The sequence below is a fragment of the Streptomyces sp. WMMC500 genome, assembly GCF_027497195.1.
Classification (GTDB): domain Bacteria; phylum Actinomycetota; class Actinomycetes; order Streptomycetales; family Streptomycetaceae; genus Streptomyces.
On sequence record NZ_CP114905.1, the window covers coordinates 4180753 to 4202979 of the forward strand.

Consider the following 22227-nt stretch of genomic DNA (forward strand, 5'->3'; position numbering starts at 1 on the left):
CTCCCGGGGAGCGGCACATCTGAGCCTCCGAGCCTACGCCCCCGCGCCCACGTTCCGGACCGGTTGTCCACAGTCCGGGACGGGCCGGGGTGCGCGGGACCCCCGGCCGGAGGCCGTGCGGCGAGGGGCGGGCGGGCCGCCTGTGGACAACTCCCGGCGGTGTCAGTACGTCCCGCTACGTTAGGCGCATGGCTTCCCGTAAGAGCGGCGGCAGGGACCGCCCCGCGTACCGCTGCGCCGAGTGCGGCTGGTCGACCGTGAAGTGGCTCGGCCGCTGCCCCGAGTGCCAGGCGTGGGGCACGATCGAGGAGGTCGGCGCACCCGCGGTCAAGACCACGGCGGCCGGCCGGGTCACGACGTCCGCGCTGCCCATCGCGCAGGTCGACGCCCGCCAGGTCGAGGCCCGCGGCACCGGCGTGCCGGAGCTGGACCGGGTGCTCGGCGGCGGGCTGGTGCCCGGCGCCGTGGTGCTGATGGCCGGCGAGCCCGGGGTGGGGAAGTCGACGCTGCTGCTCGACGTCGCCGCGAAGGCCGCGGTCGGCGGGGAGCGCACGCTGTACGTGACGGGGGAGGAGTCCGCCGGCCAGGTCCGGCTGCGCGCCGACCGCATCGGGGCGCTGAGCGACGGGCTGTATCTGGCCGCCGAGACCGACCTCGCCGCGGTCCTCGCCCATCTCGACGAGGTCAAGCCCGCCCTGCTCGTGCTGGACTCCGTGCAGACCGTCGCCTCCGGCGAGATCGACGGGGCGCCCGGCGGCATGGCCCAGGTGCGGGAGGTCGCCGGCGCGCTGATCCGGGCCTCCAAGGAGCGCGGGATGGCCACCATCCTCGTCGGGCACGTGACCAAGGACGGCGCCATCGCCGGCCCCCGTCTGCTGGAGCACCTGGTGGACGTCGTGCTGCACATCGAGGGCGACCGGCACGCCCGCCTGCGGCTGGTCCGCGGCATGAAGAACAGATACGGCGCGACCGACGAGGTCGGCTGCTTCGAGCTGCACGACGAGGGCATCATCGGCCTCGCCGACCCCAGCGGCCTGTTCCTGACCCGGCGGGACGACCCCGTGCCGGGCACCTGTCTGACGGTGACCCTGGAGGGGCGCCGGCCGCTGGTCGCGGAGGTGCAGGCGCTGACGGTCGACTCGCAGATCCCCTCCCCCCGGCGCACCACGTCCGGTCTGGAGACGTCCCGGGTCTCGATGATGCTGGCCGTGCTGGAGCAGCGCGGCGACATCCGCGCGCTGTCCAAGCGGGACATCTACAGCGCCACCGTCGGCGGGGTGAAGCTCTCCGAGCCGGCCGCCGACCTGGCCGTCGCGCTCGCGCTGGCCAGCGCCGCGAGCGACACCCCGCTGCCGAAGAACCTGGTCGCGATCGGGGAGGTCGGCCTGGCCGGCGAGGTGCGGCGGGTGACGGGGGTGGCCCGGCGGCTGGCGGAGGCGGCCCGGCTCGGGTTCACGCAGGCGCTCGTGCCGGCGGATCCGGGCAAGGTGCCCGCGGGCATGAAAGTACGGGAAGTCGGGGACATAGCGGACGCGTTGCGCGCGCTGCCGGCCGGCCGGCGGCGCGGGGGCGGCGGGTCCCGGGAGCCGGGTGGGGAGAGAGAGCCGAGGGAGTCCCGGCAGCCCGAGGAGGCTCGCCGGTAGACTTTGCCCCGGTCTCTTCCGTGCGGGGGAGCGCAGGGGGCTCGTGCGTGCGCCGCCCGGCGCGCGTGGAGCACCGAAACGACGACCGGAGGACTCCGGAGGGTTCCAGTGGCAGCAGGCGACCGGGCGGGCGCCCCGGGCAGAGCCGGCGGCAGTTCCGGCTCCGATGCCGCGGTGAGGGCCGCGCTGAGCGCGGTCGCGCCCGGCACGGGGCTGCGCGACGGCCTGGAGCGGGTCCTGCGCGGCAACACCGGCGGGCTCATCGTGCTCGGCACGGACAAGATCATCGAGTCCATCTGCACCGGCGGCTTCGTGCTGGACGTCGAGTTCACCGCGACCCGGCTGCGTGAGCTGTGCAAGCTCGACGGCGCCGTGGTCCTCGACCGCGACATCACCCGCATCGAGCGCGCGGGCGTGCAGTTGCTGCCCGACGCCTCGATCCCCACCGAGGAGACGGGCACCCGCCACCGCACCGCGCAGCGGGTGTCGATCCAGAGCGGCTTCCCCGTCGTCTCCGTCAGCCAGTCGATGCGGCTCATCGCGCTGTACGTCGACGGCCAGCGGCGCGTGCTGGAGGACTCCGCCGCGATCCTCTCCCGGGCGAACCAGGCGCTGGCCACCCTGGAGCGGTACAAGCTGCGGCTGGACGAGGTCGCCGGCACCCTCTCCGCACTTGAGATCGAGGACCTGGTGACGGTGCGGGACGTCTCCGCCGTCGCGCAGCGGCTGGAGATGGTGCGCCGGATCGCCACCGAGATCGCGGAGTACGTGGTCGAGCTGGGCACGGACGGCAGGCTGCTGTCCCTCCAGCTCGACGAGCTGATCGCCGGCGTCGAGCCGGAACGCCAGCTCGTCGTCCGGGACTACGTCCCGGAGCGCACCGGCCGCCGTCCGTACACGGTGGACCGCGCGCTCACCGAGCTGGACCGGCTCTCCCACGGCGAGCTGCTCGAACTGCCCATCGTGGCCCGCTCGCTGGGCTACACGGGAGTGCCCGAGACCCTGGACGCCGCGGTCTCGCCGCGCGGTTACCGGCTGCTGGCCAAGGTGCCGCGGATCCCCAGCGCCGTCATCGACCGGCTGGTCGAGCACTTCGGCGGCCTGCAGAAGCTGCTCGCGGCCAGCGTGGACGACCTGCAGACGGTCGACGGCGTCGGCGAGGCCCGGGCCCGGTCCGTGCGCGAGGGGCTGTCGCGGCTGGCGGAGTCGTCGATCCTGGAGCGCTACGTCTGACGCGGCGGGCGCGGGACGCGGAACACGGGATTCGTCAACGCCCGTACCCGAGCGCCCTCGTGGGACGTGCGGCCGTCAACGCCCCGCACCCCGGTGCCGCCGGAGAACACACGGCCGCCCACACCCGTACGCGGACGCCCGCGGGAGAGGCAGCCCGCCGGGCCGTTACGCCTTCTCCAGCACGAACGGCGCCGTGGCCGTCCCGAAGCCGTCCGCGCTGACCTCGGCCTCGTAGCTCCCCGCCCCGGCCGTCGACGCCTTCGGCGTCGCGCAGCCCGGCTCGCTCGCCCGCATGTCCCACTCGTACGTCCGTGAGACCTCGCTGCCCGCCGGCACCGCCAGCAGGATCGGGTCGGTCGTCCACGGGCAGTCGTCCGACGCCCACCAGCGGCTCTCGCCGCCGGACGCCGTCGAGATCGTGAGCACCGCCGAGGTCGGCGAGAAGTCCAGCTTGCAGTCCTCGCCGCCGGAGTTGACGGCGGTCAGCTCGAACACCGGCCGCTCCCCCGGCGCGTACGAGCGCTCCTCGCTGCGCAGCGTCAGCTCCACGTCGCCCGCGTCGCACGCGGCCATGGAGGAGCCGGCCGGCACGCCGTCCGAGCCCACGCCGAAGCCGCCCGCGGAGCCGGAACCGCCGTCGGAGCCGCCACCGCCCGCGGAGCCGCCGTCCTCGCCGTCGCCGGAGCCGCCGCCGTCGGAGGTGCCGCCGTCGGAGCCGCCGGAGCCGTCCGAGCCCTCGGAGTCGCCCGTGCCGCCGCCGTTCTCGTCGTCGGAGCCGCCGGAGCCCGCGGAGCCGCCGCCGTCCTCGTCGCGACCCCCGGGCGGGTTGTCGATCACCGACGAGTCGTCCGTCGGTCCCGGAGTGATCGACTCCGCCGGGTTCTTGCCCTCGTCGGCGGTGTTCTCGCTACCGCCCCCGAGGTTGATGACCAGGACGGCGAAGATCGCGAGCACGGCGAGCAGGCCGAGCAGAACCGCCCGGCGCCGCCAGTAGATGGCGGACGGCAGCGGACCGACAGGTCGGCGGAAAGATCCCACGCGGAAACCTTACGAGACTTGGGGCGCCAGACGGTCCCGTACCCGCCGCGCAGTCTGACTTTCGTCAGGGGAGCGTACTGACTTTCGCCGGAAGTGGTGAACCGAACACGCTTCGTACCGTCCGGGCATGAACGACGAGTTGTACCGGGACGTCACTTCGCTCGCCCGCCGGACCCCCGAGTGGCTGCACGCACTCTTCGAGTTCGGCACGGACGCCGGGCTGCTGCTGCTGGCCGCGCTCTTCGCCGCCGCGTGGTGGGCGGCGCCGCGGCGCGCGCCGGTGGTCGCGGGGGCGGCGGGCACGGTGGCGGCGTACGGGATCAGCGAGTTGCTGAAGGTGTGGGTCGAGCGGGAGCGGCCGTGCCGGGCGGTGCGCGGCGCGGCGGCGCCGCTGGCGGACTGCCCGCCGCCGGGCGACTGGTCGTTCCCCAGCAACCACGCGACGATCGCCGGCGCCGCGGCCGTCGCGCTGGCGGTGGCGTGGCCGCGGATCACGGCGTGGGTGCTGCCGTTCGGCGTACTGCTGGCGGTGTCGCGGGTCTTCGTCGGCGTGCACTACCCGCTCGACGTCGCGGCGGGTCTCGCCCTGGGCGCGGCGGTCGCGGGGGCCTGCGCGGGCTCTGCGCGGATACGGACCGGGAGTGCCGGCGGACGCCCTCGACGGGCCGCGGTGACGGAGCCGCCCCAGACGTCCCCCATTGAGTGACAACGTCACCCGTCGGAGTGAGAAGCGCCGAACTACCCCGATCCGTACGCGACTATGCGCCTACGTTCGCGGGGTGACGAGCAGCCCCGACCCCGAACCCGCCCGGCAGCCGCCGCCACAGCACCCGCCCGAGCAGTACGAGCCCTATCTGGACGGCCTGTTCACCTACTGCATGTCGGTGCTGTGCGACCACGACGACGCCGTCGCCGCCCTCGGCGACGTGCTCGCGATCGCCGAACGCCAGCCGCGGCGGCGGCCCGCGACGCCCGCCGAGTGGCGGCCCTGGTTGTACTCGCTGGCCCGCTGGGCCTGTGTGCGCCGCCTGGATCAGAAGCCGGCGCACAAGCAGGCGCAGAAGCCGGCCCAGCGACCGGCCCACCGGTCGGAGCGGTCCGCGCACCGCCTGACCCACCGGCCGGCCCTCCGGTCGGCGCAGCGGCGGCCCGCCGCCCCGGCCGAGGAGAAGCGATCCTCCGCCGTGGAACCCGTACCGGAGGCGGCGGCCCCGGAGTCCCTGGAAGCCGCGGAAGCCGCCGCCCGCCTGCACCGCCGCGAACTGACCGCGCTCGCCTGGCCCGAGGCCGCCGGCACGACGCCCGAGCAGCGCGAGGCCTTGGAGCTCGCCGTACGCCACCGGCTGCCCGCCGACGAGGTCGCCACCGTGCTCGGCCGGCACCCGGACGCCGCCCGCGTGCTGCTGTCCACCGCCGCCGCCGAGGTCGAGAGGACCCGGGCCGCGCTCGCCGTCGTCGACCAGCACGGCTGCCCCGCCATCGCCCGGCTCGCCGGCGACAGCCGGCTGTTCCTCAGCGCCGCCCTCAGCCGCGAGCTGGTCCGGCACGTGGACGACTGCGCCGAGTGCCGCCGCGCCGCCGAGCGCGCGGGCGCCGGCTGGGCCTGGCCGGGCACGCTGCGGGCCGCGCGGCCCGAGGGCCCGCTGCCGGTGCTCCGGGCGCCCCGCGCGGCTGCGTACACGGCGATGCTGCACGCCCAGCGCACCCGCTTCGCGCACCCGCCGAGCTTCGACCGCCGCGGCTACCCCCGCGACCCCCGGCACCGGGCCGCCCGCCGCGGCCGGCTGCGCTCCCGGGCCGTGACGTCGACCGTCGTGGCCACCGTCCTCGCGGCGCCGGTGCTGGCGCTGTGGGCCGCGAACCGGGGCGCGCAGGCGCCGGGCGAGGCGCAGTCCGGCTGGCCGCCGCCGAGCGCGGGCGCGGACGACCCGGAGAAGCTGGACGGCCGCCCGGTGGAGAAGGCCGGCAGCGCGCACGACGACGCGCCGCGGTCGTCCGATCGCCGCGGCAACCGCCCGGACGTGTCGGTGGAGGTCGTCGACCACGGCGGCCCGACCCCGGGCCGGCCGGGCATCGGGCCCGGCAGGCTGACGGTGGAGGCGTGGCCGGCCGGGGAGACCACCTATCTGCGGCTGCGGGCGTCCGGCGGTGCGCCGGTCGACTGGCGGATCGGCACGGACGGCGGGTGGCTGCGGTTCAGCGCGACCTACGGGACCCTGCGGCCCGGCGAGGCCACGACGGTCGCGGTGACGGTGGCGAAGGCGAGCGAGCCGCGCGGTGCCTGGCAGGCGCGGGTGTACGTGTCCCCGGGCGGCGCGGCGATCCTGATCACCGGCTCGGGCGCGGGCCGTACGGGCCCGCAGTCGCCGGCCCGCCCGCCGGCGCCGGACCGGCCGCACTCCCCGTCACCGCCGGGGTCACCGGACCCGTCGGACCCGGCGCCGTCGCCCTCCGACCCGGACCCCTCCCCGTCGGACCCGGATCCGTCGACGTCCGACCCCGGCCCGAGCCCCTCGGACCCCGGCCCCACGCCGACGCCGTCCGCCCCGGACCCGAGCGCGCCGGGCTCGTCGTCCCCGGCGCGGGTGCCGTCGCGGGCGGGCTGAGGGCCCTCAGTCCGCCGGGTGGGGCGCCGGCAGGGCCCCGTTCCGTGCCCCCTGCAGGCGCTCCTCGCAGAGGGCCGCCAGGCGGTCGTAGGCCCGCTCGCCCATCAGTTCCACCAGCTCCGGCCGGTACGACACGTACACCGGCCGCCCGCCGCCGTGGGCCGAGGGGGCCGACGTGCACCACCAGTGGAGGTCGTGCCCGCCCGGACCCCAGCCGCGGCGGTCGTACTCGCCGATCGAGATCATCAGGATCTTGGTGTCGTCGGGGCGCGTGATCCACTCGTAGGACCGGCGCACCGGCAACTGCCAGCACACGTCCGGCTTGGTCTCCAGCGGTTCGCGCCCCTCGCGGAGGGCCAGCAGGTGCAGGGCGCAGCCCGTGCCGCCGGAAAAGCCGGCGCGGTTGTGGAAGACGCAGGCGCCGTCCACGCGGCGGGTCTTGCGTTCGCCGTCCTCGTCGGTCTCGATCCAGCCGTCCGGGCCCCGGCCCTCCGCGTGGTACTGCCACAGCTCGGGGGTGAGCCGCCGCACGTGGCCGGCGACCCGTTTCTCGTCGTCCTTGTCGGAGAAGTGCGCGCCCAGCGTGCAGCAGCCGTCGTCGGGTCCCGCGGCGTCGATGCCCTGGCAGCCGCGGCCGAAGATGCACGACCAGCGTGACGTCAGCCACGTCAGGTCGCAGCGGAAGACCTGTTCGTCGTCGGCGGGGTCCGGAAACTCCACCCACGCGCGGGCGAAGTCGAGCCCGACCTCCTCCGACCGCGCGGCATTCTCGCGTACGACGACCGAACCGGCTTGCGTTTTGCCCTGTTTCTTCCTCTTGCTCACGTGACCCAGCGTACGTCCGCGGGGCAAGGCGCTAGCGTTTCCCGTTATGCGACTCGGCGTTCTGGATGTGGGCTCGAACACGGTGCACCTGCTGGTGGTGGACGCGCACCCCGGTGCCCGCCCCCTGCCCGCGTACTCGCACAAGGCGGAACTGCGACTCGCCGAGCTTCTCGACGAGGAGGGCGCCATAAGCGACGACGGGGTCGAGCGGCTGATCGCCACGATCCATGAGGCGCTGCAGGTTTCGGAGGACAAGGGCGCAGAAGACGTGCTGCCGTTCGCCACCTCCGCGGTCCGCGAGGCGGCCAACGCCGAGTCCGTCCTCGCGCGGGTCGCCGACGAGACGGGCGTGAAGCTCACCGTGCTCACCGGCGAGGAGGAGGCGCGGCTGACGTTCCTGGCCGCGCGCCGCTGGTTCGGGTGGTCGGCCGGGAAGCTGCTGGTCCTGGACATCGGCGGCGGGTCGCTGGAGATCGCGTACGGGATCGACGAGGACCCCGACAAGGCCGTGTCGCTGCCGCTCGGCGCCGGCCGGCTGACCACCGCCTGGCTGCCGGGGGACCCGCCCGCCACCGATGACGTACGGGCGCTGCGGCGGTACGTGCGCGCGCAGATCGCGCGGGTCGTCAGCGAGTTCAGCCGGCTCGGTGAGCCGGATCACGTGGTGGCGACGTCGAAGACGTACCGGCAGCTCGCGCGGATCGCGGGCGCCGCACGGTCGGCGGAGGGGCTGTACGTGCACCGGGCGCTGACGGCGGCGTCGCTGGAGGAGTGGGTGCCGCGGCTGGCGGAGATGACCGCGGAGGCGCGGGCGGAGCTGCCCGGGGTGTCGGAGGGCAGGGCGCGGCAGTTGCTCGCGGGGGCGCTGGTGGCGGAGGGGGCGATGGATCTGTTCGGGGTGGACACCGTGGAGATCTGCCCGTGGGCACTGCGCGAGGGCGTGATCCTCAAGCGGCTGGACCAATTGCCCTGACGGGACGGGGGCGCGCACGAGGCCCGCGTACGCTGTCTCCGTGGCTGGAGCTTCCCGTTACCGGACCGACGAGCAGGACGAAACCGGCGAGACCGACAAAACGGACGCGCGCGGCGGGGCCGGTGTGGCCGGGGCCGGGCGCGCGGACCGCGCCGGGGCCGAAAGCGCCGCCCGCGGTGTCTCGGTGCCCGACGCGCGGGTGACCCTGTCCACCGCCTCCGTCTACCCCGAGTCGACCGCCACCGCCTTCGAGACCGCCGCCCGCCTCGGCTACGACGGCGTGGAAGTCATGGTCTGGACCGACCCCGTCAGCCAGGACGTCGAGGCGCTGCGCCGCCTCTCCGACCACCACGGCGTGCCCGTGCTCGCCATCCACGCGCCGTGCCTGCTGATCACGCAGCGCGTCTGGTCGCGGGACCCGTGGGAGAAGCTGCGCCGCGCGCAGTCGGCCGCCGAGAAGCTGGGCGCCGAGACCGTCGTGGTGCACCCGCCGTTCCGCTGGCAGCGCTCGTACGCGCGCGAGTTCGTGCGCGGCGTCTGGCGCATGGCCGACGAGACGGCGGTGCAGTTCGCTGTGGAGAACATGTACCCGTGGCGCTACCGCGAGAAGGAGATGCTCGCGTACGCGCCCGACTGGGACGTCACCAACGAGGACTACCGCCACCACACCCTGGACCTCTCGCACACCGCCACCGCCCGCAACGACGCGCTGGAGATGGCCGACCGCATGGGCGACCGGCTGTGCCACGTGCACCTGGCCGACGGCTCCGGCTCCGGCAAGGACGAGCACCTGGTGCCCGGGCGCGGCAGCCAGCCGTGCGCGGAGATGCTGGAGCGGCTGGCGGCGCGCGGGTTCGGCGGGCAGGTGGTCGTGGAGATCAACACCCGGCGGGCGATGTCGGCGGCCGAGCGCGAGTCGGACCTCGCGGAGTCGCTGGCGTTCACCCGGCTCAACCTCGCGGCACCGGTCCCGCGGGGCACGCCGTCGTAAGTCCGGGCACAGGTAAGACCGGGGAAAGGCACAACGTCGTGACGCACGAGAACACCGCCGACGCTCCGAAACGGGGCCGGGGCCGCCCCCGGCGCGGCGCCGCCGCCGACGGGCCCGGCACGAGAGACCGAATACTGGCGGCGGCCCGCTCGGAGTTCGCCGAGTGGGGCTACGAGAAGACGTCCATCCGCGGCATCGCGAAGACCGCGGACGTGGACCCGGCGCTGGTCCACCACTACTACGGCACCAAGGAACACGTCTTCGAAGCGGCGCTGGAGAGCACCTTCGCGCCGACGGTGGCGGTGCACGACGCCGTCGTCGGCGGTCCGATCGACAGCGCGGGCGAGCGCGTGACCCGCTTCTTCTTCAGCGTCTGGGAGGACCCGCGCTCGCGCGAGCCGCTGCTCGCCGTCGTCCGCTCCGCCGTCAGCAACGAGACGGCCGCCGCCATCTTCCGCGGCATCGTCACGCGCAACGTGCTGCACAGGATCGCGCCGATGATGCCGCAGCCGGACGGCGCGATGCACGCGGAGATGGCCGTGGCGCAGCTCGTGGGAACCGCGATGCTGCGCTACATCGTCCGGCTCGACCCGATGGCCTCGGCCGACCCGGAGGAGCTGATCGGCTGGCTGGCGCCGATCGTGCAGTACCACCTGACGGGCGTGCCGCCGCCGCCCACCGTCTGACGCCGCGGCCCGGCCGGGGCGGTGCCGCGCCGCCCCGGCCGGGTCAGGAGTCCCAGCGCTCCCCCGTCAGCCGCTCGTACGCCTCCACGTACTTCTCGCGCGTACGCTCCACCACCTCCGCCGGCAGCTCCGGCGGCGGCTCCTCGCCGTGCCGGTCCCAGCCGGACTCGGCGGAGGTCAGCCAGTCGCGGACGTACTGCTTGTCGAAGGACGGCTGCGGCCGGCCCGGACGCCAGTCGTCGATGCCCCAGTAACGCGAGGAGTCGGGAGTGAGCACCTCGTCGCCGAGGACCAGCTCGCCCTCGCCGACCGCGTCGCCGGTGTAGCCGAACTCGAACTTCGTGTCCGCCAGGATCAGCCCCCGCTCGCGCGCGAGGTCCCGCCCGCGCCCGTACAACTCCAGCGTCACCCGCCGCAGCTCCGCCGCGACGAGCGGACCGACGCGGCGGACCACGTCCTCGTACGTGACGTTCTCGTCGTGCTCCCCCACCTCCGCCTTCGTCGCCGGCGTGAAGACCGGCGCGGGCAGCGCGGAGGCGTCGGTCAGCCCCGGCGGCAGGTCGACCCCGCAGACGGCGCCGGTCTCGGCGTACTCCACGAGCCCCGAGCCCGTCAGATAGCCGCGGGCCACGCACTCCACCGGGACCATCCGCAGCGGGCGGCACACCAGGGCGCGCCCCGCCCAGTCGGCGGGGGCGCCCTCGGGCAGCTCCGTGGACAGCACGTGGTGCGGCACGATGTCGGCGATCCGCTCGAACCACCACAGCGACAGCCGGGTCAGCATCCGGCCCTTGTCGGGGATCTCGGTGGGGAGCACCCAGTCGTACGCGGAGATCCGGTCGCCGGCCACCATCACCAGGCGGCCGTCGGCGTCCTCGTACAGGTCCCGGACCTTGCCGGTGTGCAGGTGCACGAGGCCGGGCACGTCTACGGGCTGGGGCTTCTCCACGAAACCGGGCACGGATCCCTCCGGGGGCTCTGCCGATGCGACAGTCGAATTGTCTCGCATCGCCGCACCGGCACCCCGGCCAGGCGGCCCCCTCAGCCGGCGGCGGAGGCGGGGGCCGGGGCCAGGGGCGTGAGCGAGGGGTAGTCCGTGTACCCGCGGTGGTCGCCGCCGTAGTACGTCGCCTCGTCGGCCTCGTTGTACGGACCGCCGGCCCGGGCCCGGTCGAGCAGGTCGGGGTTGGCCAGCCAGCGCGCCCCGAGGGCCACCAGGTCCGCGGTGCCCGCGGCGACCAGCTCCGCCGCGTCCGCGACCGGGTCGCCGCCGCCGTGGTGCGCGGAGTTCAGCATCAGCGGGCCCGCCCACCCGCGCCGTACCTGCTCGGTCACGCCGCGCAGCCCCGGGTGGGCCTCCAGGGTGTGCAGATAGGCCAGCGGGTACGGGGCCAGCGCCGCGAGCAGCGCCGCGTACAGCTCGGCCGTGTCGGTCTCGGCCACGCCGTTGGCCTCGTTGCCGGGCGAGATGCGCAGCGCGGTACGGTCCGCGCCGATGGCCTCGCTCACCGCCCGTACGGACTCGACGGCGAAGCGCACGCGGTTCTCCACCGGGCCGCCGTAGGCGTCGGTGCGGTGGTTGGAGTTGCCGGAGAGGAACTGGTGGATGAGGTAGCCGTTGGCGCCGTGCAGCTCAACGCCGTCGAAGCCCGCCTCGATCGCGTTGCGCGCGCCGGCCGCGAAGTCCCGGACGATCTCGCCGATGTCGTCGGCGGTCAGCTCGCGCGGCACGGGATGCGGCAGCATCCCCCGGTCGAGGGTGAACAGCGACTCCCCGGAGACGAGGGCCGACGGCGCCTCCGGCAGCCCGCCGTCCGGGTAGAGGTAGGGGTGGCCGACGCGGCCGGAGTGCAGGAGCTGGAGGAAGATCCGCCCGTCCGCGGCGTGCACCCGGTCGGTCACCTTCCGCCAGGCGTCGATCTGCGCGGCGGTGTGGATGCCGGGCGTCTGGATATAGCCCTGGGCGCGCACGCTGGGCTGGGTGCCCTCGCTGACGATCAGCGCCGCCGTGGCCCGCTGGGCGTAGTACTCGGCGGTCAGCTCGGACACCAGGCCGCCGTCCGCGGTGGCCCGGGAGCGGGTCATCGGGGCCATCGCGAGCCGGTTCGGGAGGTCGAGGCGGCCGATCCGTACGGGTGCGAAGATCTCGTTCATCATGTCTTCGACGCTAGATACGGGGGAATGCCCGCCGGATCCGTAGCGCTTCGGTACTGGGATACGTGAACCGTGCCGCCGACCCGCCCCACGGAGAGTGTGACTGGATGACTTTGTACGGGCGTCAGAAGGAGCTCGCCGCACTCGACACGCTGATCGGCGCCGCCGCGGACGGACGCGGGCAGAGCCTCGTGCTCCGCGGCGAGGCCGGCATCGGCAAGTCGTCGCTGCTCGCGTACGCCGAGGGCGAGGCCCACCGGCGCGGCTTCACCGTGCTGCGCGCGGTGGGCTGGGAGGCCGAGCGGGGGCTTGCGTTCGCGGCGCTGCACCAACTGCTGCGCCCCGTGCTCGACCGCGCCGCCGGGCTGCCGCAGCCGCAGGCCGACGCGCTGGGCGCCGCGGTCGGCACCGGCGCCGCCGACGGGCACGACCGGTTCCTCGTCGGGCTCGCGGTGCTGTCGCTGCTCGCCGAGGTCGCCGAGGACGCGCCGGTGCTGTGCCTGGTGGACGACGCCCAGTGGATCGACGAGCCGTCCGCCGACGCGCTGCTGTTCGCCGCCCGCCGGCTGGGCGTGGAGCGCGTCGCCCTGCTCTTCGCCGCCCGTGGTGCGCAGCCGGGCGAGGACGCCGGCTTCCCGGCCGCCGGGCTGCCGCAGTCGGCGCTCTCCCGCCTCGGCCGCGACGACGCGCTGGCCCTGCTCGCCGGGCTCGACGTGCCCGCGGCGGTACGGAACCGGGTGCTGGCCGAGTCCCTCGGCAACCCGCTCGCGCTGCGCGAGTTCGGCGCCTCGGGACCGGCCGCCGCCGGCCGCCCGCAGGCCGCCGGGCAGCCGTTGCCCGCCGCGGACCGGGTGCTCGCCGCGTACCGCGACCGGGTGCGGGAGCTGCCGGAGCCGACCCGGCTGATCCTGCTCATCGCCGCCGCCGACTCCCGCAGCACCCTGCGGTACGTGGTCGCCGCCGCCGAGCGCATGGGCGTCGGGCTCGCCGACCTGGCCGCGGCGGAGCAGCGGGACTTGGTGGCCGTGGTGGGTGAGTTCGTCGAGTTCCGCCACCCCCTGATCCGTACCGCCGCCTACACCGCCGCCCCGCTCGCCCGCCGACTCGCCGTGCACGAGGCGCTGGCCGCCGCCTCCGGCGACCCCGACTGCCGGGCCCGGCACATGGCGTCGGCCGCGACGGGGCCCGACGAGGAGGTCGCCGCCGAGCTGGAGGAGTGCGGGCGGCGGGCGCTGGCCCGCGGCGGCCCGGCGGCGGCGGCGGACACGTACGCGGAAGCCGCCCGCCTCACCCCGGACGCGGCGCCGCGCGTGCGGCGGCTGACGGCGGCGGCGTGGGCGGCGCAGCAGGCCGGGCACGCGGAGCAGGCGGCGGAGCTGGCGGAGGAGGCGTACAAGCAGACCCGGGACCCGGACCAGCGCGCGGAGCTGGCGTACGTGCGCTCGTTCTGGCTCTTCGAGAAGGACGCCGCGGCGGAGGCCGGCGCGCTGCTCCTCGCGCACGCGCGGGATTCGCGCACGTACGGGCGGGAGATGCTGCGTGCGGCGGCGACGTACGCGTGGTTCGGCGGGGACGTCGCGGCGCTGCACCGGGCGGCGGCCCTGCTGGAGGAGTACGGGGACGCGGCCGGCGCCGACGACCGGCGGGCGGACCGCGCGGTGCGGGGACTCGCGCACCTGGCGGCCGGCGACTTCGCGCGCGGGCTGCCGACGGTCACCGACCTGCTCGACGACGCCCCCGTGGGCACCCCGCCCCGCCTGCAGGCACTGTCGTCCGGCTCCCTGCTCCCCGACGACGTCCAACTGTCCGTGATCACCGAGGAGATCGACTTCGCCCGCGGCGACGGCCTCATCGGCCGGCTCCCCTACCTGCTGCACGTGCTGGCGCGCCAGCAGCTCTACGCGGGCGACCACCGCGAGGCGGAGCGCACGGTGACCGAAGCCGCCGCCATCGCCCGCGACACCGGGCTCGCGGTGCGCATCGGGCGGCTGCACAACCTGCTGGCGCGCGTCCCGGCGATCGAGGGCGACGAGGAGCGCGTACGGACCCTCGTGACCCCCGGCATGAACGCGGGCGGCAACTACGGCATCACCGCCCTGGCCCTCCTCGACCTGGGCCTCGGCCGCTACGAGGCCGCGCTGACCCGGCTGGCCGAGGCCGGCGCGGGCGCGGCGCGGTACAGCGCGGCGCTGCTGTTCGCGACGGCGGACGAGGTGGAGGCGGCCGTCCGGCTCGGTGCCCCGGACCGGGCCGCGGCTCCGGCCCGCCGCTTCGACGCCTGGGCGGCGGCGAGCGGGCAGCCGTGGGCGCAGGCGGTGGCGCTGCGCAACGAGGCGCTGCTGGCCGCCGAGCCGGGCGCGGCGGAGACCGCGTACGCGGAGGCGGTACGCCTGCACGCGGAGCCGAGGGGCCGGCCCTTCGAACGGGCCCGCACGGAGCTGCTGTTCGGCGAGCACCTGCGCCGCGAACGCCGCCGCGGGGACGCCCGTACGCACCTGCGCACCGCGCTCGGGCTCTTCGACGGGCTGGCCGCCGCCCCCTGGTCGGACCGCGCACGCGCGGAGCTCCGCGCGGCGGGCGACGCCCAGGCGACGGCCCGCGCCACCGCCCCGGACCCGGCGGACCGCCTGACCCCGCAGGAACTCCAGGTCGTCCGCCTCGCGGCGGAGGGCACGAGCAGCCGCGACATCGCGGCCCGGCTCTTCCTCTCCCCGCGGACGGTGGAGTACCACCTGTACAAGGCGTATCCGAAGCTGGGCGTCACGTCCCGCCGCGAACTCCCCGCGGCCCTGGCGGCGATGACGTAGCGCCGAGAGCCGCGAACCGCGGCGGCATGACCGTCGGGCCCGGGCGCGCTACCGCTCGTACGCCTCGATCCGCAGCGCTTCCCCGCCGACCTCGGGCTCGGCCAGGACGTACAGCGTGCCGTCGTCGGGGCTGGTGGCCACCGCCTGGGGGGAGCCCGTGTCCTCGGGCAGCACGCCCTTCGTCGCCGGCTCGCCGCCCTTCCGCGCGTTCCACAGCGCCAGGTGCTCGGACAGGGCGTTCTCCTCCTCGATCACGCGGTCCTGGAGCCCGACCAGCTCCCCGTCCGGCCCGTTCCCGGCCGCCAGCGGGTGGGGAGGAGAGTCGAACTCCTGCTTCCACAGCTCCTTGCCCGTGGCCAGGTCGATGCCCACGTAGTCGTTGGTGGCGTCGTCGTAGGAGGTCACCAGCACCGACTCCTGGATGGTGAAGTCCCCCGGGTCGAGGTGCAGATACCCGTCGGGCCGGTCGAGCGGCAGGTCGGCCAGCGGCTTGCCGTCCTCGTCGAACGACACCAGCTTCTCCTGCGTCGCGACGGTCAGCGGCTCGTCGGCGAGGATCTCGACCCGGGCCGGCTGGTCCTCGTCGGTGAAGTCCGGCGCGTTCCACAGCTCTTCGCCGCTGCCGGAGTCGTACGCGGCTATGTAGTTCTCGGCGCCGGTCAGGTCGGGGCAGTCGACGACGGCGACCAGGTGCTCGGCGCTGTGCCGCCAGTCGACGTAGAAGTCGTCACACTCCTGTCCCACCGTCACCTCGGGGGTGGGCAGTTCCCCGCCGTCGATCGAGAAGCGGTGCAGGCCGTCCTCGAGCAACTCGACCGTGACCGACTCCTCGCCGATGCTGACGGGCATGACGTCGGCGGTGGGGTACGAGTCCTCGCCGGCGGTCAGATCCTTGCTCCACAGCAGATCGCCGCTGGCGGTGTCGACGACCCCCAGCACCGAGCAGGCGTCCCCGCCGCCCTGCGCACCGGCCGGGGCGAACAGGACGGCGCCGACGCCCTTGCCGTTGACGGTCGGCGAGGCGGCACACGGCGCGCCGGCGCCCTCCGGGGCGGGCAGTTCCCACGCGGCCTTGCCGGTGGCGGCGTCGTGGCCGGTGACCCCGCTGGTGGTGATGCTGACGACCACGTCACCGGCGACCCACATCGGCGGCAGCCACACGTCCTCCGGCCGGTGGTCCACGCTCTCGGTCCGCCACCGCTCCGCCAGCTCGGCCCCGCCGTCGGCGGCATCGCCGCCCTCGCCGCCGTCGTCGCCGCAGCCCGCGGCGGCCAACATCACGGCCGCCGTACCCAGCAACGCCCAATTCCTTGCGCTCGCGCCCATACCCTCGTCCACGTCCTTCTCGTCTGTGCAATGAACTCGGCTTCTTCGGACGCGAGTTCAGAGTGGACGGTTCCGCCCCGGGCCGGCTCAGGGGGTGGCCGGCCCGCCGAACCCCCGCAGCAGGGTGTCGACGAGGCGCGTGGCGAGCGCGTCCACGGCGGCGTCGGTGGCCGGCGCCTCGGCCGCCGCCTCGTGGATGAGCGCGTAGTAGACACGTCGCGCCCAGCCCAGGTCGGTGTCCGGCCGGAGCAGGCCGGCGTCCCGGGCGCGGGCGAACAGCCGCTCGCACCCGGCAAGTACCTCGGCGTGGACGCGGGCGACCTCGGGGTCGTCGGTGGCGATGGCGCCCATGGCGAAGCCCCAGCCGATCTTCACGCGCAGCACGTTCGCGGTGACCTGGTAGAGCGCGACGGCGGGCGGGGCGGTCTCCGGCCGGGCGGCCTCCACCGCTTCCTGGAACCGCCGGGTCGCCCACGCGGCCAGCGCGGTGATCAGGGCGTCGCGCGAGGCGAACCGCCGGTGGACGGTGGTCCGCGCGACCCCGGCGGCCTCGGCGATCTGCTCCATGGTCGCGGCCGGGTTCGCGGACAGCACCCGCTCGGCGGCTTCGAGGATCGCGCGTACGGTCCGCTCGGTGTCGGCGCGCAGCGGCTTGGCGGAGGCGGGGATCGCCATGGGTCCGGGTTTCCTTCCAGCGGTGTTCGTTCCCCCTTGAGCGTACGCCCATGTGGCAGCTCCTCCATGATTTGCAACATCGATGACGCATGTTATAGCTTTGACGCATCGACACTGACGCACCAATGCAGCGGAGGATCTCCATGGACCTGCACCTGAACGGCAAGACAGCCCTGGTCACGGGCGCCGGCCGGGGAATCGGACTGGCCGTCGTCCGAGCCCTGACCGCCGAGGGCGTCCGCGTCGTCGCGGCGGCCCGCACCCCCACCCCCGACCTGACGGCGACCGGAGCCGTGCCGGTCGCGGTCGACCTGTCAGACCCCGCCGGCGCCGGCCGCCTCGTCGACGAGGCCGTGGCCGAGCTGGGCGGCATCGACATCCTGGTGAACAACGTCGGCGGCGGCGACGGCGACCTGACCGGCGGCTTCCTCGACCTGACCGACGAGCAGTGGGCGGAGGTGGCCGACCTCAACTTCTTCGCCACCGTCCGCGTCACCCGCGCCGCCCTCCCGGCTCTCCTGGCCGCGCGGGGCGCGATCGTCAACGTGTCCTCGATCGGCGCCCGCGTCCCGCACGGCGGACCCGTCCCGTACACGACGGCCAAAGCCGCGCTCACCGCGTTCGGCAAGGCGCTCGTCCACGAATTCGGCCCGCGGGGGGTGCGGGTGAACACCGTCTCGCCCGGGCCGGTCCGTACGGCGATGTGGGAGAGCCCGACCGGCTACGGGGCGAAGCTGGCCGCGTCCATGGGGATCCCCCACGCCGACCTCGTGGCCGGGCTCCCCACCGCGATGGGCATGCTCACCGACCGGCTCGTGGAGCCGGAGGAGGTCGCCACCCTGGTCACCTACCTCGCCTCCCCGCTGGCAGCCTCGACGACCGGCGCCGACCACGTCATCGACGGCGGAGCGGTCAAGACCGCTTGACCGGAGGCTCGGGTTCGGCAGCCGTGAAGGTGGCGTAGTCGCGGACCCGGACCAGCGCCATGAGCGCACGCGCCCAGGGCGGCAGCAGCCGCCGCCCGGGGTCGCCGTGGACGCGCGCGGGCCGGGTGAGCGTGTACCGCCGGCCGCGGCGGACCAAATGGCCACCGCCGGCCGCGAGCATGTTCTGGATCCAGTGGACGTCCGCGCCGTACGCCAGGGCGATGACCCAGCCGGTCTCCGTACGGAACGCCTGCACCGGCGTCTGGTACCGCTTCGCGCTGCGGCGCCCGACGTGTTCGACCACGGCGAGGGGCGGCATGCGGCGGGCGAGCGGGAGCACGGCGGGGTTGACAGTACGGCCGATCCGGCGGAAGGCGCGCGGCATGGTCATGTCGGGATCTCCTCGTACACGTGCAATAAGAAACTCGAAGTATCTTAAAGTCCGGCCACGGGCGAGCACAATAAGAAACCCGGCGAACCTTGAGGAGAGGGAATGACCGAACCGCCGCCCGCGACCCGGCGTCGCGGCAAGGCGCTTGAGACGGCCCTCATGCAGGCGGTGTGGGAAGAACTCGCCGAGGTCGGCTACGCGGCCTTGACGGTGAAGGACGTGGCCGCCCGCGCCCGTACGAGCAAGGCCGTGCTCTACCGGCGCTGGCCCAGCCGCGCCGAACTCGTCTTCGCCGCGATCGTCCACGGAGTCCCGACCGCGGACGACCTGCCCGACACGGGCACCCTCCGGTCGGACACCGTCCAGTTGCTCCGGCAGATCGCCGGCAGATTCGCCGCCGTCGACACCGACGTGCTGTGGGGCCTGCTCGCCGAAAGCGCCCGCGACCCCGAACTCCTCGGCCTGATCCGCTCCGAACTCCTCAGCGACGTCCACCGCGGCCCCACGGCGACACTCGTCGCCCGCGCGGTGGCCCGCGGCGAGGTCGACCCGGCGCGGCTGACCGAACGACGGATCGCCCTGCCGCTGGACCTCCTGCGCAACGAGATACTCGTACGGGGCTCGATCACCCCGGAGGCCATCGCCGAAATCGTCGACGAGGTCTTCCTCCCCCTGGTCCGCCCGGCCCCGGCAGACTGAGAACCTGCCCGATCGACGGGAGGGTGGCGGTGGACGAGTACTACTGGGAACCGACGGGGCGGCCGGGAGACTTCGGCCCGCTCAGCCCGTGGACCCTGGAGCAGACCGAGTACCGGGCCTGCACGGATACGGCCGTTCGCTGCCTGCCGGTCGTCCTGGACGGCCGCGTGATCGGCTACGTGTGGGCCTCGGAGACCGAGGACGCCGCCGGCTACGTCGGCAGGGCCGGCACGGGAGCGGTCGGCTTCAAGGCCGGCGGACGGTGGTACCGGCGGTTGAGGGAAGCCCGGGACGCCGGGTTCACGGCCTGCGAGGCGCTGGAACTGTGGGTCGGCGAGCCGGAGGACCCGGTCGGGGGTGCGCTCCCCGCCGACGCCGAGGACCTGCACCTGCCGAACTCGGAAGCCGCCCGCGGTCTCGCCAGCCGCCCGGACGGCTACGAACGACGGGGATGAGAGGCGCTGCTGGAGGCCGGCGGTGGACCTGATCTCTCCCGCGCAGCGTGTCGAGTTGTTCAACAGCTTCGAGCGGGACGCGTTCCGCCTGGAGCTGATCGACGACTACGGATCTCCGATCGAGAACACTCCGTACGCCCCGCTGGCAGCGCGGCGAGGCCGACGACTACGCGTGGCTGGTCCCGTGGATATAGATGATCAGGCGGGCCACGGCTGAGGGAAGGCAGGTCCGCTGGGTCCGCGCTCTGGGTGTGGCCTGCGGTCCGGTCAGGGACGGGTGCGCTGCCAGGGCCATCGACGCCGTTGGGTACGCGCGGCTGCGGCCCGTATCTCCGCGAGGTTGTTGCGGATGGTGAGGGTGTGGGGGTGGTCCGGGCCCAGGAGGCGCTCGCAGTCGGTGAGGGTCTGCTGATGGAGCTCGGCGGCCTCCTGGTGACGGCCGAGCGCGTTCAGGGCGATGGCGAGGTTGTGGCGGCTGATGAGGGTGTCGGGGTGATCCGGGCCCAGAATGCGTTCGCGGTCGGTGAGGCTCTGCTGATGGAGCTCGGCGGCCTCCCGGTGACGGCCGAGCGCGTTCAGGACGGCGGCGAAATTGCTGCGGCTGATGAGGGTGTCGGGGTGATCCGGGCCCAGAATGCGTTCGGAGTCGGTGAGGCTCTGCTGGTGCAGGTCGGCGGCCTCCCGGTGACGGCCGAGCGCGTTCAGGGCGTTGGCGAGGTTGTGGCGGCTGGCGAGGGTGTCGGGGTGATCCGGGCCCAGGACGCGTTCGCGGTCGGTGAGGCTCTGCTGATGGAGCTCGGCGGCCTCCTGGTGACGGCCGAGCGCGTTCAGGGCGATGGCGAGGTTGTGGCGGCTGATGAGGGTGTCGGGGTGATCCGGGCCCAGGACGCGTTCGCGGTCGGTGAGGCTCTGCTGGTGCAGGTCGGCGGCCTCCTCGTAGCGGCCGAGCGCGTCCAGGGCGCTAGCGAGGCTGTTGCGGCCGCTGAGGGTGTCGGGGTGATCCGGGCCCTGGATGCGTTCGCGGTCGGTGAGGTTCTGCTGATGGAGGTCCGCGGCCTCCCGGTGACGGCCGAGCCTGCGCAGGGCGTTGGCGAGGTTGTGGCGGCTGGCGAGGATGTCGGGGTGATCCGGGCCGAGGTAGTGGGTCTCGGTGTCCAGGACGCACTGGTGCAGGAGGTGTTCCTCAGTTGCGGCACCCGCGTTGTGGAGGGTGTGGGCGAGGCTGTCGAGCAGGTGGCGGGTGGTGAAGTCGGCGTCTGATGTGCGGTGGAGGAGGGGTGGGAGGTGTGCGGCGAGGAGACGTGCGGTGGGCCACCCGGCGCGGCCCGCGCTGACGGTGTCGTGAACCGTTTGGGCGAGGTGAGTGTCGAGGGCGGTGTAGCAGGTGGTGCGGTCGGTGCCGGGGGGAGCGGTGAGCGCGATGACGTCGTGTACCACGGGGTGCAGCACGACCTGCCCGACCGCCAGGGCTTCCCCGCCGCCGCCAGCGGACGGCAGCAGGTCCGGGGTGTTGATCAGGCCGAACTGGTGGAGCGCGGCGAGGGCGGCGTCGAGTTCGGCTGCGGTGGCGGTGCGTCCGGTGGCGTCGGTGAGCAGGGCGGGGGTGAGAAGAGCACGAGGAACGGGTGCGGGCGCCAGGAGCGCGAGGAGGAACAGGGTGGGGCGGGCGAGGGTAAAGCCGTCGGTGTGGAGTTGGGTGAGGGAGAGGTCGAAGGTGTGTCGCACCACTGTGCGGGCGACGTCCGCATCGGCGGCCTGCGGATGTTCCGCGCCGACGAGGTCACCGAACTCGGTGGCAAGGGCGTGCCGGTAGGCAGTGAAGGTGCGGTAGCGGCTGGTGGGGTTGGCCAGGTAGCGGCCCGCGGTCTCCAGAGCGAGGGGCAGCCCGCCGAGCCGTTGCCCGAGCGCGGCGGCCTCCTGCGCAGTGCCGGCGCCGGGTGCGGCGTCACGCAGCACCCGGCCCGAGGGGTCGTCGGCCAGGGGTTCGAGGGGGACCAGGCGGGCTCTCGGCCCCCAGGTCTCCCGCGCGCCGTCACGGGTGGTGACCAGCAGGAGTCCGCCGCCGTCGGGGCGCACCCACCCCCGGTAGGCACCGGGCAGCTCGCTGCCGGGGCCGAGGCTGCGGGGGGTGTCGACGTTGTCGATCACGATCATCCACCCCCGCACCGCCGCCAGGTGCTCCCACACCACGTCGACGAGCGCGGCCTGACCGCTCTGGGCCTCCTGAAGGCGGGAATCGGCGAGTCCCAGTTCCTTCACGACGCGGGTGAGGTCATGGGCAAGGCGGGCGGCATCATCCTGCCAGCGCACCCAGAACACCGCCCGCCCCTGCGCCTCGGCCTGCCGGGCGGCTTGGGCGGCAAGGGTGGTCTTGCCCAGCCCGCCCGTCCCGCAGACCACCACAAGCCCGCCGTTCCGGCCTGCCGCCAGACGCTCGATGTCGGCGAGTTGACTGTCACGGCCGCGGACGGGGGCCGGGACGGCAGGAGCGCGGCAGGAGGCGTGAGCGGCGGCCTCCCGCACCCAACGCCCACCCGCCCCACCGTCACCCGCAGCGGGTGGAAGGGCAGGAGCGGGAGAGCGCAGGGCGAGCAGCGAGACGGCGAGACCGAGCAGGCCGGCGACCCCGCCGATCACACTGGAAAGCTGATCCGCAGTCTCCAGCCCGACCCGTACGACCGCCCACGCAATCCCACCCGCCACAACCCCGCAGAACGGCACCCACAGCAGCCGGGCACGCATCCACCGCCACCGACCCCGCCCCACATGCCCACCCACGCCCACAGCCCCATCCACCCC

General features: G+C 74.5%; 20 protein-coding genes. 12 read left to right on the plus strand and 8 right to left on the minus strand.

Translation table 11 applies throughout. The features are described from left to right. Positions 1-188: 188 nt before the first annotated feature. Both radA and disA read left to right on the plus strand, forming a co-directional pair. A complete protein-coding gene (radA, locus tag O7599_RS17830; RefSeq protein ID WP_281623142.1) occupies positions 189-1643 on the plus strand; it encodes a DNA repair protein RadA in 1455 nt (484 codons plus the stop codon). Between the two features lie 108 nt (positions 1644-1751). Next, positions 1752-2876 (plus strand): DNA integrity scanning diadenylate cyclase DisA, encoded by a 1125-nt coding sequence (disA, locus tag O7599_RS17835; protein ID WP_281623143.1) that lies wholly within the window; start codon positions 1752-1754, stop codon positions 2874-2876. 165 nt (positions 2877-3041) lie between these two features. On the opposite strand, the gene O7599_RS17840 is transcribed toward disA, so the two are convergent. Further along, a complete protein-coding gene (locus tag O7599_RS17840; RefSeq protein ID WP_281623144.1) occupies positions 3042-3914 on the minus strand; it encodes a hypothetical protein in 873 nt (290 codons plus the stop codon). Positions 3915-4041: 127 nt separating this feature from the next. Here O7599_RS17840 and O7599_RS17845 point away from each other — a divergent pair, with 127 nt between their 5' ends. Beyond that, on the plus strand, positions 4042-4620 hold the full coding sequence (locus O7599_RS17845) for a phosphatase PAP2 family protein (protein WP_281623145.1): 579 nt from the start codon (positions 4042-4044) through the stop codon (positions 4618-4620). 73 nt (positions 4621-4693) lie between these two features. Next, a complete protein-coding gene (locus tag O7599_RS17850) occupies positions 4694-6520 on the plus strand; it encodes a sigma-70 family RNA polymerase sigma factor (protein ID WP_281623146.1) in 1827 nt (608 codons plus the stop codon). Positions 6521-6526: 6 nt separating this feature from the next. Here O7599_RS17850 and O7599_RS17855 read toward each other — a convergent pair whose 3' ends face one another. After that, complete coding sequence (locus tag O7599_RS17855) at positions 6527-7372, minus strand: hypothetical protein (protein WP_281623147.1); 846 nt, start codon at positions 7370-7372, stop codon at positions 6527-6529. Positions 7373-7391: 19 nt separating this feature from the next. Between O7599_RS17855 and O7599_RS17860 the strand changes: the two genes are divergently transcribed. The 3 genes from O7599_RS17860 (at position 7392) to O7599_RS17870 (ending at position 9995) form a co-directional block, all read left to right on the plus strand. Beyond that, positions 7392-8318, plus strand: coding sequence for a Ppx/GppA phosphatase family protein (locus tag O7599_RS17860; RefSeq protein WP_281623148.1), 927 nt, complete (start codon positions 7392-7394; stop codon positions 8316-8318). A gap of 184 nt (positions 8319-8502) precedes the next feature. Next, entirely contained in the window at positions 8503-9309 is an 807-nt protein-coding gene (locus tag O7599_RS17865) for a sugar phosphate isomerase/epimerase (protein WP_281623422.1), read from the plus strand. 38 nt (positions 9310-9347) lie between these two features. After that, entirely contained in the window at positions 9348-9995 is a 648-nt protein-coding gene (locus tag O7599_RS17870; RefSeq protein WP_281623149.1) for a TetR family transcriptional regulator, read from the plus strand. Positions 9996-10038: 43 nt separating this feature from the next. On the opposite strand, the gene O7599_RS17875 is transcribed toward O7599_RS17870, so the two are convergent. Together O7599_RS17875 and O7599_RS17880 are read right to left on the minus strand one after the other, a co-directional pair. Continuing rightward, a complete protein-coding gene (locus O7599_RS17875) occupies positions 10039-10956 on the minus strand; it encodes a phosphoribosylaminoimidazolesuccinocarboxamide synthase (protein WP_281623150.1) in 918 nt (305 codons plus the stop codon). An 80-nt stretch (positions 10957-11036) separates the two neighbouring features. Next, complete coding sequence (locus tag O7599_RS17880) at positions 11037-12152, minus strand: alkene reductase (protein WP_281623151.1); 1116 nt, start codon at positions 12150-12152, stop codon at positions 11037-11039. A 104-nt stretch (positions 12153-12256) separates the two neighbouring features. On the opposite strand from O7599_RS17880, the gene O7599_RS17885 reads away from it, so the two are divergent. Further along, entirely contained in the window at positions 12257-14956 is a 2700-nt protein-coding gene (locus tag O7599_RS17885) for a LuxR family transcriptional regulator (protein WP_281623152.1), read from the plus strand. Between the two features lie 48 nt (positions 14957-15004). Here the strand turns inward: O7599_RS17885 and O7599_RS17890 are convergent, their stop codons facing one another. Beyond that, entirely contained in the window at positions 15005-16255 is a 1251-nt protein-coding gene (locus O7599_RS17890; protein ID WP_281623153.1) for a PQQ-binding-like beta-propeller repeat protein, read from the minus strand. A gap of 114 nt (positions 16256-16369) precedes the next feature. After that, a complete protein-coding gene (locus O7599_RS17895; RefSeq protein WP_281623154.1) occupies positions 16370-16957 on the minus strand; it encodes a TetR/AcrR family transcriptional regulator in 588 nt (195 codons plus the stop codon). A 143-nt stretch (positions 16958-17100) separates the two neighbouring features. Between O7599_RS17895 and O7599_RS17900 the strand changes: the two genes are divergently transcribed. After that, on the plus strand, positions 17101-17883 hold the full coding sequence (locus O7599_RS17900) for an SDR family oxidoreductase (protein WP_281623155.1): 783 nt from the start codon (positions 17101-17103) through the stop codon (positions 17881-17883). On the opposite strand, the gene O7599_RS17905 is transcribed toward O7599_RS17900, so the two are convergent. Then, positions 17870-18274 carry a nitroreductase family deazaflavin-dependent oxidoreductase gene (locus O7599_RS17905; protein WP_281623156.1) on the minus strand — a complete coding sequence of 135 codons (405 nt, stop codon included), beginning with the start codon at positions 18272-18274 and terminating at the stop codon, positions 17870-17872. The genes O7599_RS17900 and O7599_RS17905 overlap by 14 nt on opposite strands. A 102-nt stretch (positions 18275-18376) precedes the next feature. Here O7599_RS17905 and O7599_RS17910 point away from each other — a divergent pair, with 102 nt between their 5' ends. Genes O7599_RS17910 through O7599_RS17920 form a run of 3 tightly spaced genes read left to right on the plus strand, consistent with a single transcriptional unit; the run spans position 18377 to position 19645 of the window. Then, complete coding sequence (locus O7599_RS17910; protein ID WP_281623157.1) at positions 18377-18973, plus strand: TetR/AcrR family transcriptional regulator; 597 nt, start codon at positions 18377-18379, stop codon at positions 18971-18973. Positions 18974-19002: 29 nt separating this feature from the next. Next, positions 19003-19428: a hypothetical protein gene (locus O7599_RS17915; protein WP_281623158.1), complete on the plus strand. Its 426-nt coding sequence runs from the start codon at positions 19003-19005 to the stop codon at positions 19426-19428. 22 nt (positions 19429-19450) lie between these two features. Then, positions 19451-19645, plus strand: a complete 195-nt coding sequence (locus O7599_RS17920) for a hypothetical protein (protein ID WP_281623159.1) — start codon at positions 19451-19453, stop codon at positions 19643-19645. Between the two features lie 50 nt (positions 19646-19695). On the opposite strand, the gene fxsT is transcribed toward O7599_RS17920, so the two are convergent. Next, entirely contained in the window at positions 19696-22170 is a 2475-nt protein-coding gene (gene fxsT, locus O7599_RS17925; RefSeq protein WP_281623160.1) for an FxSxx-COOH system tetratricopeptide repeat protein, read from the minus strand. Positions 22171-22227 lie beyond the last annotated feature (57 nt).